The sequence below is a fragment of the Mycobacterium sp. E2462 genome (genome assembly GCF_001672685.1).
GTDB lineage: Bacteria > Actinomycetota > Actinomycetes > Mycobacteriales > Mycobacteriaceae > Mycobacterium.
Genome location: NZ_LZKC01000189.1, coordinates 1 through 11,731, shown reverse-complemented (window position 1 = coordinate 11,731; position 11,731 = coordinate 1). Strand labels below are relative to the sequence as shown.

At 71.4% G+C, this 11,731-nt stretch carries 14 protein-coding genes and 1 pseudogene; 11 read left to right on the top strand and 4 right to left on the bottom strand.

Annotated features, from left to right (window positions below):
- The 8 genes and pseudogenes from alr to groL all read left to right on the top strand — a co-directional run.
- On the top strand, positions 1–1,129 hold a 1,129-nt coding region (gene alr, locus A5714_RS09220; RefSeq protein WP_156671311.1), incomplete at its 5' end, for an alanine racemase.
- Positions 1,119–2,234: pseudogene (locus A5714_RS09215) on the top strand (alpha/beta fold hydrolase). The gene alr and the pseudogene A5714_RS09215, both read left to right, overlap by 11 nt.
- Positions 2,227–2,700 carry a tRNA (adenosine(37)-N6)-threonylcarbamoyltransferase complex ATPase subunit type 1 TsaE gene (gene tsaE / locus A5714_RS09210; protein ID WP_068284702.1) on the top strand — a complete coding sequence of 158 codons (474 nt, stop codon included), beginning with the start codon at positions 2,227–2,229 and terminating at the stop codon, positions 2,698–2,700. The pseudogene A5714_RS09215 and the gene tsaE overlap by 8 nt, the downstream one beginning before the upstream one ends.
- Positions 2,685–3,323: a tRNA (adenosine(37)-N6)-threonylcarbamoyltransferase complex dimerization subunit type 1 TsaB gene (gene tsaB, locus A5714_RS09205; RefSeq protein ID WP_197513625.1), complete on the top strand. Its 639-nt coding sequence runs from the start codon at positions 2,685–2,687 to the stop codon at positions 3,321–3,323. The genes tsaE and tsaB overlap by 16 nt, the downstream gene beginning before the upstream one ends.
- Complete coding sequence (gene rimI / locus A5714_RS09200) at positions 3,320–3,787, top strand: ribosomal protein S18-alanine N-acetyltransferase (RefSeq protein ID WP_068284701.1); 468 nt, start codon at positions 3,320–3,322, stop codon at positions 3,785–3,787. The genes tsaB and rimI overlap by 4 nt, the downstream gene beginning before the upstream one ends.
- Positions 3,784–4,818, top strand: a complete 1,035-nt coding sequence (gene tsaD, locus A5714_RS09195) for a tRNA (adenosine(37)-N6)-threonylcarbamoyltransferase complex transferase subunit TsaD (RefSeq protein WP_068284700.1) — start codon at positions 3,784–3,786, stop codon at positions 4,816–4,818. The genes rimI and tsaD overlap by 4 nt, the downstream gene beginning before the upstream one ends.
- Positions 4,819–5,077: 259 nt before the next feature.
- The gene (gene groES / locus A5714_RS09190) at positions 5,078–5,380 is read left to right on the top strand and encodes a co-chaperone GroES (RefSeq protein ID WP_068075314.1); all 303 of its coding nucleotides are present in this window, start codon (positions 5,078–5,080) and stop codon (positions 5,378–5,380) included.
- Between the two features lie 81 nt (positions 5,381–5,461).
- Complete coding sequence (gene groL, locus A5714_RS09185) at positions 5,462–7,084, top strand: chaperonin GroEL (protein ID WP_068284699.1); 1,623 nt, start codon at positions 5,462–5,464, stop codon at positions 7,082–7,084.
- A gap of 66 nt (positions 7,085–7,150) precedes the next feature.
- On the opposite strand, the gene A5714_RS09180 is transcribed toward groL, so the two are convergent.
- From A5714_RS09180 to A5714_RS09170, 3 genes are all read right to left on the bottom strand, one after another.
- Positions 7,151–7,600 carry an OsmC family protein gene (locus tag A5714_RS09180; protein WP_068284698.1) on the bottom strand — a complete coding sequence of 150 codons (450 nt, stop codon included), beginning with the start codon at positions 7,598–7,600 and terminating at the stop codon, positions 7,151–7,153.
- A gap of 36 nt (positions 7,601–7,636) precedes the next feature.
- Positions 7,637–8,632, bottom strand: a complete 996-nt coding sequence (locus A5714_RS09175) for an LLM class flavin-dependent oxidoreductase (RefSeq protein ID WP_068284697.1) — start codon at positions 8,630–8,632, stop codon at positions 7,637–7,639.
- Positions 8,633–8,707: 75 nt separating this feature from the next.
- Entirely contained in the window at positions 8,708–9,016 is a 309-nt protein-coding gene (locus A5714_RS09170; RefSeq protein ID WP_068075304.1) for a WhiB family transcriptional regulator, read from the bottom strand.
- A gap of 396 nt (positions 9,017–9,412) precedes the next feature.
- On the opposite strand from A5714_RS09170, the gene A5714_RS09165 reads away from it, so the two are divergent.
- From A5714_RS09165 to A5714_RS09155, 3 genes are all read left to right on the top strand, one after another.
- Positions 9,413–9,967, top strand: a complete 555-nt coding sequence (locus A5714_RS09165; RefSeq protein ID WP_068284695.1) for a hypothetical protein — start codon at positions 9,413–9,415, stop codon at positions 9,965–9,967.
- Between the two features lie 90 nt (positions 9,968–10,057).
- Positions 10,058–10,633: a sigma-70 family RNA polymerase sigma factor gene (locus tag A5714_RS09160; RefSeq protein WP_068075298.1), complete on the top strand. Its 576-nt coding sequence runs from the start codon at positions 10,058–10,060 to the stop codon at positions 10,631–10,633.
- On the top strand, positions 10,620–11,390 hold the full coding sequence (locus A5714_RS09155) for an anti-sigma-D factor RsdA (protein ID WP_231973936.1): 771 nt from the start codon (positions 10,620–10,622) through the stop codon (positions 11,388–11,390). The genes A5714_RS09160 and A5714_RS09155 overlap by 14 nt, the downstream gene beginning before the upstream one ends.
- Positions 11,391–11,412: 22 nt before the next feature.
- On the opposite strand, the gene A5714_RS09150 is transcribed toward A5714_RS09155, so the two are convergent.
- Positions 11,413–11,731 (bottom strand): DUF5319 family protein (locus tag A5714_RS09150; protein ID WP_068284693.1); only part of this gene is annotated, 319 nt, incomplete at its 5' end.

The window sequence follows — 11,731 nt, the reverse complement described above, 5'->3', positions numbered from 1 at the left end:
CGCCGAGGCCCTGGTGGACCTGGGCGCGGTCGCGCACAACGTGCGGGTGTTGCGTGAGCACGCCGGCGGCGCGCAGGTCATGGCCGTCGTGAAGGCCGACGGTTACGGGCACGGCGCGGGGCCGGTGGCTCGCGCGGCGCTGGCCGCGGGCGCGGCGGAGCTCGGGGTCGCCACCATCGACGAGGCGCTTGCCCTGCGCGCCGACGGCATCACCGCGCCGGTGCTCGCCTGGCTGCACGCGCCGGGCGTCGACTTCGGACCGGCGCTGCGGGCCGGCGTCCAGATCGCGGTGTCCTCGGAGCGCCAGCTCGACGAGGTGCTCGACGCGGCGCGCCGGACGGGTCGCCCCGCGACGCTGTCGGTCAAGGTCGACACCGGGCTGAACCGCAACGGGGTGCCGCCGGACCGGTATCCGTCGATGCTGACCGCGCTGCGGCGAGCGGTCGCCGACGAGGCGGTGACGCTGCGCGGGTTGATGTCGCACATGGTGTACGCCGACCAGCCGGAGAATCCCGTCAATGACCTTCAGGGGCAACGCTTTACCGCGATGCTGGCCCAGGCGCGCGAGCGCGGGCTGCGCTTCGAGGTGGCGCACTTGGCCAACTCCTCGGCGACGATGTCGCGACCGGACCTGGCGTTCGACCTGGTGCGGCCCGGCATCGCCGTGTACGGCCTGAGCCCGGTGCCCCAGCTCGGTGACCTGGGCTTGCGGCCCGCCATGACGGTGAAATGCCCGGTGGCGCTGGTCAAGTCGATCCGCGCCGGCGAATCCGTGTCCTACGGCCACACCTGGACCGCGGACCGCGACACCACGCTGGCGCTGCTGCCCGTCGGCTACGCCGACGGCGTCTTCCGCGCGTTGGGTGGCCGGCTGCAGGTGCTGATCAACGGCCGGCGCCGGCCCGGCGTCGGCCGGATCTGCATGGACCAGTTCGTCGTCGACCTAGGCCCGGGCCCCGTCGACGTGACCGAGGGCGACGAGGCGATCCTGTTCGGCCCGGGCGGTGACGGCGAAGCCACCGCGCAGGACTGGGCGGACCTGCTCGGCACCATCCACTACGAGGTGGTGACCAGCCCGCGCGGCCGGATCACCAAGACCTACCGCGAGGCGCGCACCGTTGAGTCCTGACGAACCCCGCCGGCGCCGCAAGGGCAGAGCCTGGCTTGCCGGCGGCGCGGGAGTCACCGCCGTCGCTACCATCGTCGGCGCCTCGGCCCGCCGCTCCATGCTGCAGCGCGCCAGCCGGATCGAAGACCCCTACGCATACGAGGATTTCGACGTCCTCGACGACGACCGCAGCTACGTCGTGACCACGCCCGACGGCGTGCCGCTGGCCGTGCGCGAGGCCGGGCCGCCGGACGCCCCGCTGACCCTGGTGTTCGTCCACGGGTTCTGTCTGCGCATGGGCGCCTTTCACTTTCAGCGAACCCGGTTGCCCGAGCAGCTGGGTCCTGGCGTGCGGATGGTGTTCTACGACCAGCGCGGGCATGGGAGTTCCGGGGAGGCCGCGCCGGAGACCTACACGCTGACCCAGCTCGGCCAGGACCTGCAGACCGTGCTGAAGGTCGCCGCGCCGCGCGGGGTGGTCATCCTCGTCGGCCACTCCATGGGCGGCATGACGGTGTTGTCGCACGCCCGCCAGTTTCCCGACGACTACGGGCGTCGCATCGTCGGCGCGGCGCTGATTTCCTCGGCCGCCGAGGGGGTTTCGCGTTCCCCGCTGGGGTAAATCCTGAAAAACCCGGCGCTGGAAGCGGTGCGGTTCACCGCCCGCTCGGCGCCCAAACTGATGCACCGCGGCCGCACCGTGTCGCGCTCGTTGATCGGCCCGATCCTGCGCGCCGCGTCCTACAGCGATCTGCAGGTCAGCCGCAGCCTGGACGCGTTCTCGCAGCGGATGATGAACGGCACCCCGATCCCGACCATGGTCGGTTTCCTCGACGCGCTGGAGCATCACGACGAGACCGCCGGGTTGTGGACGTTGCTGCGGGTTCCGACGCTGATCGCCTGCGGCGACCACGACCTGCTCACCCCGGACGAATACTCCCGCAAGATGGCCGAGTGCCTGCCGCTGTCCGAGTTGGTCATCGTCTCCGGCGCGAGCCACCTGGCGCTGCTCGACAAGCCCGAGGCCATCAACGACGGGCTGGTCCGGCTGGTCCGGCGGGCCACGCCGGGCTGGGCGGTGCGCGCGCTGCGCCGGATGCGGGAAAGGTTGTGGCACAGTGGTTGACGCGTCGCCGCGGCCCGGCGGCACCGCCACGCTGGAGACCGTCGCCGACACCCTGGCGCTGGGTGCTCGGCTGGGTGCGCAGTTGCGGGCGGGCGACGTGGTGGTGCTCTCCGGGCCGCTGGGAGCGGGAAAGACCGTGCTGGCCAAGGGAATTGCCGAGGCGATGGATGTCGACGGGCCGGTCACGTCGCCGTCCTACGTGCTGGCGCGGGTGCATCCGGCACGCCGCCCCGGCGCGCCGGAGCTGATCCACGTCGACATGTACCGGCTGCTCGACCACGGCACCGACCTGCTGGGCGAGCTGGACTCGCTGGACCTCGACAGCGACCTGCAGGACGCGGTCGTCGTGGTGGAGTGGGGCGAGGGCCTCGCCGAGCGTCTCGCCGAGCGCCACCTCGACGTGCGCCTGGAGCGGGTCAGCCATTCCGACGTGCGGATCGCGACCTGGGAATGGAACCGCTCGTGACCGTGATTCTCGCGCTGGACACGTCGACGCCCGCGGTGACGGCCGGCGTGCTGCGCCGCGACGGCTCGGTGTGCACCGTGCTGGCCGAGCGGATCATCGTCGACCCCCGGGCGCACGCCGAGCGGCTCACCCCGAATGCGCTGGCCGCGCTCGCCGACGCCGGGCTCTCGATGCGCGAGGTCGACGCCGTCGTGGTCGGCTGCGGCCCGGGGCCGTTCACCGGCCTGCGGGCCGGCATGGCCACCGCGGCCGCCTACGGGCACGCGCTGGGTGTCGGCGTACACGGCGTCTGCAGCCTGGACGCCATCGGGGTGCTCACCACCGGCGAGGCGCTGGTGGTGACCGACGCGCGGCGCCGCGAGGTCTACTGGGCCCGCTACCGCGACGGCGTCCGCACCGACGGCCCCGCCGTCGCCGCGCCCGCCGACGTCGATCCCGGCCCGGCGCGCAGCGTGGCCGGGTCGCCCGACCACGCCGCGCTGTTCGGCCTGCCGGTGTGCGGGCCCGTCGCGCCGACGCCGGCCGGCCTGGCCGCGGCGGTCACCGACTGGGACCACCCGGCGCCGCTGGTCGCGCTGTATCTGCGCCGCCCGGACGCCAAACCCCTCGCGGAGCGCCGATGACCGCCTGCGAACCGGCCACGTTCGGCCCCTTGACGCCCGCCGACGCGCGGCGCTGCGCGGAGCTCGAACGGCAGCTCTTCGAGGGCGACGACCCGTGGCCCGCGGCGGCCTTCGATCGCGAATTGGCGAGCCGGCACAACCATTACGTGGGCGCGCGCGTCGGCGCCACGCTCGTCGGATATGCCGGGATCTCGAGGCTGGGCCGCACCCCGCCCTTCGAATACGAGGTGCACACCATCGGCGTCGACCCGGCCTATCAGGGGCGGGGGATCGGGCGCCGCCTGCTCGAGGAGCTGCTGGCGTTCGCCGACGGCGGCGTCGTCTACCTCGAGGTGCGCACCGACAACGAGGCCGCCATCGCGCTGTATCGCAGCACCGGCTTCGAGCAGGTCGGCCTGCGGCGACGCTACTACCGGGTCAGCGGCGCCGACGCTTACACCATGCGCAGGGGAGCCGCCCAGTGACCACCATCCTCGCCATCGAAACCTCTTGCGACGAAACGGGAGTCGGGATCGCGCGGCTGGGCAGAGACGGCGCCGTGGAGTTGCTGGCCGACGAGGTGGCATCCAGCGTCGACGAGCACGTCCGGTTCGGCGGCGTGGTCCCGGAGATCGCGTCGCGGGCGCACCTGGAGGCGCTGGGCCCCGCCATGCGGCGCGCGCTGGACACCGCCGGGCTGGCCCGGCCCGACGTCGTCGCCGCCACGATCGGACCCGGCCTGGCCGGTGCGCTGCTCGTCGGGGTGGCCGCGGCCAAGGCGTACGCGGCGGCCTGGGGAGTGCCCTTCTACGCCGTCAACCACCTGGGCGGCCATCTGGCGGCCGACGTCTACGCGCACGGCCCCCTGCCCGATTGCGTGGCGCTGCTGGTGTCGGGCGGGCACACCCACCTGCTGCATGTGCGGTCGCTGGGCGAACCGATCGTCGAGCTGGGCAGCACCGTCGACGACGCCGCAGGCGAGGCCTACGACAAGGTGGCGCGCCTGCTGGGGCTGGGCTACCCCGGCGGCAAGGTCCTCGACGACCTGGCCCGCACCTGCGGCCGGGAGGCCGCCGAGATCCCGACGTTCCCGCGCGGCATGACCGGACCGGCCGACGACCCGTACGCGTTCAGCTTCTCCGGCCTCAAGACGGCGGTCGCGCGGTATGTGGAAAGCCACCCGGGCGCCGCGACCGCCGACATCGCCGCGGGCTTCCAGGAGGCCGTCGCCGACGTGCTGACCCGCAAGGCCGTGCGCGCGGTCACCGCGCTGGGCGTGGGGACCCTGCTGATCGCCGGCGGGGTGGCCGCCAATTCGCGGGTGCGTGAGTTGGCCCAGCAGCGCTGCGCCGACGCGGGCCTGGCACTGCGCATCCCGCCGCCGCGGCTGTGCACCGACAACGGCGCGATGATCGCGTCGTTCGCCGCGCACCTGGTGGCCGCGGGGGCGGCGCCGTCGCCGTTGGACGCGGCCAGCGACCCCGGCCTACCGGTGGTGAAGGCGCAGGTCAGCTGAGCCGGGGATGCCGCGGGGCGGGTGGTCGACGACCCTGGCGGCACCCGGGCCGCGCGCCGGCGGTGTGCGCTCACAGCGGAAGCGCGGGGCCGCCCTTGAGTGCTTAGCACTCGCGTGTATAGAGTGCTAGGTGGCAATCGGCCACGCCCTGTGTCGGCACCCGCGACGACGGCGCTCGGGCACGGACGGCTGCCGAATCCCTTGATAATTCCGGGGCGACCGTCCCCGGACCCGAACTAGCTAGTGGAGGGCTCCAATCGTGGCGAAGGTGAACATCAAGCCACTCGAGGACAAGATTCTCGTGCAGGCCAACGAGGCCGAGACCACGACCGCGTCCGGTCTGGTCATTCCTGACACCGCCAAGGAGAAGCCGCAAGAAGGCACCGTCGTCGCAGTCGGCCCGGGCCGGTGGGACGAGGACGGTGCGAAGCGGATTCCGCTGGACGTCTCGGAAGGCGACACCGTCATCTACAGCAAGTACGGCGGCACCGAGATCAAGTACAACGGCGAGGAGTACCTGATCCTGTCGGCCCGCGACGTGCTGGCCGTCGTCTCCAAGTAAGTACCGTGTCCCGCCCCGGCGATCCCCGCGCGATGCGCGCGGGCGATTTCCGGGGCGGTATGCGTTTGATCAAGGAGCCTCATGAGCAAGATCATTGAGTACGACGAAACCGCCCGCCGCGGCATCGAGGCGGGCGTCAACGCGCTCGCCGACGCGGTCCGGGTAACGCTCGGGCCACGCGGCCGGCACGTGGTGCTGGCCAAGGCGTTCGGCGGTCCGACCGTCACCAACGACGGCGTCACCGTCGCCCGCGAGATCGAGCTGGATGATCCGTTCGAGAACCTGGGCGCCCAGCTGGTGAAGTCCGTGGCCACCAAGACCAACGACATCGCCGGTGATGGCACCACCACCGCGACGGTCCTGGCGCAGGCGCTGGTGAAGGCGGGCCTGCGGCTCGTCGCGGCCGGTGCTAACCCGATCGAACTGGGCGTGGGCATCAGCAAGTCGGCCGACGCGGTCTCCGAGGCGCTGCTGGCCTCGGCCACCCCGGTGTCCGGCAAGGACGCCATCGGGCAGGTCGCGACGGTGTCCTCGCGCGACGCGCACCTCGGGGAGCTGGTCGGGGAGGCCATGACCAAGGTCGGCGCCGACGGCGTGGTCAGCATCGAGGAGTCCTCGACGCTGAACACCGAGCTGGAGTTCACCGAGGGCGTCGGCTTCGACAAGGGTTTCCTGTCGGCGTATTTCGTCACCGACTTCGACTCCCAGGAAGCCGTGCTAGACGACCCGGTCATCCTGCTGCACCAGGACAAGATCAGCTCGCTGCCCGATCTGCTGCCGATGTTGGAGAAGGTGGCCGAGTCGGGCAAGCCGCTGCTGATCATCGCCGAGGACGTCGAGGGCGAGGCGCTGGCCACGCTGGTCGTCAACTCGATCCGCAAGACGCTGCGGGCCGTCGCCGTCAAGGCGCCGTTCTTCGGTGACCGCCGCAAGGCCTTCCTCGAGGACCTGGCGATCGTCACCGGCGGCCAGGTCATCAACCCCGACGCCGGGCTGCTGCTGCGCGAGGTCGGTACCGACGTGCTGGGTTCGGCCCGGCGCGTGGTGGTCACCAAGGACGACACCGTGATCGTCGACGGCGGCGGCGCCAAGGACGCGGTCGACAACCGGATCAAGCAGCTGCGGGCCGAGATCGAGAAGACCGACTCGGATTGGGACCGCGAGAAGCTGCAGGAGCGGCTGGCCAAGCTGGCCGGCGGCGTGGCCGTCATCAAGGTGGGGGCCGCCACCGAGACCGCCCTCAAGGAGCGCAAGGAAAGCGTCGAGGACGCCGTGGCGGCGGCCAAGGCCGCCGTCGAGGAGGGCATCGTCGCCGGCGGTGGATCGGCGTTGCTGCAGGCCCGCAAGGCGCTGCAGGAGCTGCGCGGGTCGCTCTCCGGGGACCAGGCCCTGGGCGTCGGCGTGTTCGCCGAGGCGCTGGGCGCGCCGCTGTACTGGATCGCCACCAACGCCGGGCTCGACGGCGCGGTCGCGGTCCACAAGGTCGAGGAGCTGCCCACCGGGCACGGCCTGAACGCCGACAAGCTCAGCTACGGCGACCTGATCGCCGACGGCGTCATCGACCCGGTAAAGGTCACCCGCTCGGCGGTGCTCAACGCCGCCTCGGTGGCGCGGATGGTCCTCACCACCGAGACCGCGGTGGTCGACAAGCCGGCCGAGGAGGCCGACGACCACGGCCACGGCCACGGTCATCACCACCACTGAGTGAGCTCTACGAAACACCCCCGGTCCCTTGCGGATCGGGGGTGTTTCGTCGGGTCGGGAGCGGCGTCACCGCAGCGACGTCGCGATGTGCACCTCCGAGGTGAGGGTCTGGTGGACGGGGCACCGGTCGGCCATGTGCAAGAGGCGAGCCCGCGCCTCGTCGTCGAGGTCCCCGACCAGTTCGATCTCACGCTCGATGTGGTCCACCCACCCGTTGCGGGTCTCGCAGTCGGCGCAGTCCTTGGCGTGAATCCTGCTGTGCCGCAAGCTGACCCGCACCTGCTGCAGGGGCCAGCCCTTGCGGGCGGCGTACATCCGCAACGTCATCGAGGTGCACGACCCCAACGCGGCCAGCAGCAGGTCGTAGGGCGTCGGCCCGGCGTCGTCACCGATCGGCCGGGGCTCGTCGGCCACCAGCCGGTGGCGCCCCGCGGTGATGTGCTGCGTGTAGGTGCCGGTGCCGGCCTCGGTGACCACCACCGTGCCCTCGACCGGACCGGCCTCGCTCGTCGTCATGCCCTCTCCTCCGTCGACCCTCAGCCCCTCAGCCCCTCAGCCCCCCAGCCCGGCGGCCGCGGCGAGCGCCCGCAGCTCGCGGGGGATGTCCGAGCCGGCGGGCTGGTAGACGACCTCGGTGACGCCGAGCGCGGCGTACTCCGCTATCTTCGCGCCGACCTGCGCGGCGGTGCCGATCAGCCCCATCGAACTGGCGAAGGGGATCAGGTCGGCCACGTGCGCCTCGTCGCTCGGGTTGGCCCGCACCAGGTGACCGACGTGGGTGGCCAGGTGCCGCTCGTCGGCCGGGTGGGCTTCGACGGCGTCCCGCCAGCCCCGCCCGCCCGGCAGCGCGTCGACGGCCGCGGCCCCGCCACGCTCGTACATCGCGTGGTAGAGCACCGCCGCCCCCGGCGCGATGGCGTCGGCGGCGCGCGGCGACGCCACGTCCTCGCCCTCGTCGAGGACAGAGCCGAAACACAGCAACGCCCGCCAGTCGGCGATCTCGGCGGCGCCGGGCTGCGGGACGGCGGCGGAGAAGACGCCGTCACCCAGCTCGGCCGCCACGGCCAGGCCCTTCGGCCCGTCGGCGCCGATCAGGATCGGCACGTCGATGGGTCGCGACGCCCCGAAACCGGGCAGCTGTAGCATCCGGATCTTGCTGCCCTCCCAGTGCGCCGTCTCCCCGGCTAGCAGGGCCTTGAGGCAGCGCACGTACTCGGCCACGTCGCGCCACGGCATTGCCCGCCGGCCCAGCGCCATGCGCCCGGTGAAGCCCGAACCGATCGCCACCACGACCCGCCCGGGCGCGAGGCGCGCCAGCTCGGCGATCGCGGCGGCGTTCACCATGGGGTGGCGCAGGCTGGGCACCAGCACGCCCGGCCCGATGGCGATGCGCGAGGTGCGCTGCGCGCACCGGGTCAACACCATCCAGACGTCCGGGTACAGCGCCGGGGAGTCGTAGAGCCACGCGCGCCGGTAGTTCAGCGATTCGGCCAACTCGACGTGGCCAGGGGTGTCGGCTGACGGCGCGAACGCGCACGAGATGTCCATGGTCGCACTCTAGGAGTGCGGACCGTGAAGAGATGCCGCCCGGGCGCAGGAAACCCGCGCCCGGGCGCCGTCTTGTCAGGCGGTGCGGCGGATGCCGCGGCTGCGGCCGATGTCGCCCTTGAGAAGCAGTTCGCGCTCGGATTCCGACAGGCCGCCCCACACGCCGTACGGTTCACCGACCTCCAGTGCGTGCGATCGGCACTCCTGGATTACCGGGCAGCGCCGGCACATTTCTTTGGCGCGCTGTTCGCGTTGCATCCGGGCCCGGCCGCGCTCGCCGTCCGGGTGAAAGAACATCGACGAGTCGACGCCGCGGCACAAACCCTGCAGTTGCCAATTCCAGATGTCGGCGTTAGGGCCTGGTAGTTGCTCCGGCTGTGGCATTAGTTCGTCCCTCTCTGCACGGCACGCTCAAGTGAGGTCAGGTCTGCAAAAGCGATAGTGTGCAACTGAATTGAAGCGGAGTCACCGATGACCACCCGTCATGCCTAGACGTTAGGGGCGACGGCGAATTTCCGTCAATAGCCACTTAGCCCGGCAAATTATGTTCATGGCGGAGCAAATTTAACTCTGAGTTCATCTTGATCCCAATTGTGAAACGATGGCCGTGCTACCAGGCACTTGGCCGAACCGTGATTTCCCAGCTCAGCGCGGAAGGAAGGACCATGAGGATTTTTTCCATAGGCTATGGTGATTAACAGGTCGGTAACAAGAAGACCACGAACTGTTTACTACATCATTGTGATTGAAACGCGTCACACTTTTCGCAGCGACCCGCGATTGGCCGCCGCCGCCTTCGGTGATCGGCCGGGGGACTGGCCGCTACCGGCGGCCGCGACGCCCGCTGAGCTGTGGTTACGGGCGGTCGCGGCCGGCGGGCAAGGGCGCTACGGCAGCGCCTACCACGACCTGGCCGCGCTGCCGCGTGCCGCGGGCCGGGGCGCGCTCGCCTCGCTCGCGCACAGCACCCTGGGTTCCTTTCTGCGCCAACAGGGTTGGCACACCCTGGCGCGGGGCTGGGACGGGCGCGCGCTGGCGCTGGCCGGCACCGACCCGGCGGCCCGCGCCACCTGGCTCTTGACGCGGTGCCGCGCCGACGGGACGGCCATGTTCGCGGCCAGCCGCACCGCGGGCGACGCCGAGCGCGCCCGCCCCGTCGCCGACGCGGCCTTGCGGGCCGCCGAGACGCTGGGCCTTACCCCGTTGCGATGGGCGTTGGCGTGCTTGCTGATCGATCTCGGAAGCGTCACGTTTTCGGCACGGGAATTGCACGAAATTCGCGATATCTGCGCAGGCCAGGTGCGGCGCGCCGGTGGGACGTGGCGTTCCGCTTGAAACGGCCTTGCGCCCGTTATTGTCAGTGCGTTAGTTAGCCCCGTTAGCCCGCGAAGTGTCCGGTTCGTAACGTTGGAGAGACCGCCGTCGATGACAATTCCAGGGGAACGTCTCGACGCCGTGGTCGCCGAGGCCGTGGCGGGAGACCGCAACGCCCTGCGTGAGGTGCTGGAGACCATCCGCCCGATCGTCGTGCGCTACTGCCGGGCCCGGGTCGGGACGGTCGAGCGGGGTGGGATGACGGCCGACGACGTGGCACAGGAGGTGTGCTTGGCGACCATCACGGCGCTGCCCCGCTACCGGGACCGCGGCCGCCCCTTCCTCGCCTTCCTGTACGGCATCGCGGCGCACAAGGTGGCCGACGCGCACCGCGCGGCGGGCCGCGACCTCGCCTACCCGGCGGAGTCGCTGCCCGAGCGGTGGTCGTCGGACGCCGGCCCCGAGCAGCGCGCCATCGAGGCCGATTCGGTGAGCCGGATGAGCGAACTGCTCGAGATCCTGCCCGCCAAACAGCGGGAGATCCTGATCCTGCGGGTGGTCGTCGGCCTGTCGGCCGAGGAGACCGCCGCCGCCGTCGGCAGCACCACCGGCGCGGTCCGGGTGGCCCAGCACCGGGCGCTGTCACGCCTCAAATCCGAGATCATCGCGGCAGGTGACTGTGCCTGAATCACTGGACGAATTCGCCCGTACCGACCTGCTTCTCGACGCGCTCGCGCAGCGCCGACCGGTCGACGTCGAGGACCCCGAGGTCGACGCGCTGTCGGCGCTGATGGAGGACTGGCGCGACAACCTGCGGTGGCCCCCGGCCAGCGCCTTGGTGTCACCGGAGGAGGCCGTCAACGCGCTGCGCGACGGTCTGGCCGAGCGGCGCCGGTCCCGGCGCGGCCTGGCAGCCATCGGGTCGGTCGCGGCGGCGCTGCTGGTGCTGAGCGGGTTCGGGGCCATGGTGGTCGAGGCCCGCCCGGGCGACGCCCTCTACGGGCTGCACGCCATGTTCTTCGACCAGCAGCTGGTCAACCAGAAGCAGATCATGGTGTCGGCCAAGGCCGACTTGGCGCGGGTGCAGGAACTCATCGACCGCGGCCAGTGGAACCAGGCCCAGAATCAGCTGGGCGAGGTCAGCAGCATGGTGCAGTCGATCGACGACAAGGCCGTCAAGGACGACCTGTCGGCTCAGGTCACGTTGCTCAACGCCAAGATCGAGGCACGCAACCCCAACGCGACGCTGCCGCCCCCGGCGGCCTCGACCACGCCGTCCTGGTCGCAGACCCCGGCGCCGTCATGGTCGTCGGCGCCGTCGTGGTCCTCGGCCCCCGCCAGCGCGCCGCCGCCCACGTCGACCCCGTCACCGAGTCAGTCCTGGAGCAAGCACCACCACCACGGCCAGCCGCCGCCGTCGGCCACGCCGGGCGGCACCGGCTAATTTCAGCGCTCAGCGAACCGCGTCAGTGGCGGCGGTGGAAGCCGTCGGCGTCGGAGGTCGCCTCGTTCAGCGACGCGTCCGCGTAGCCGCGGCAGTAGTCCCACGTGACGTAGGCGTCCGGCTCCGGGTCGTAGGCCGGCTCGTGCGGGCGGACCGTGCCGTCGATCAGCAGCTGCAACAGGTTGGCGCGCAGCATGTCCCAGTCGTGATAGTGGTCCTGCTGACATTCGTCGCAGCACACCACCAGCCCGCGAATTCCCCGGTGCGCCAACAACGCTTCGTAGACCGCCAGGTCCGCGAGGTCGGCCTCGACCGCCATCCGCTCCTGCTGATCCAGGGGC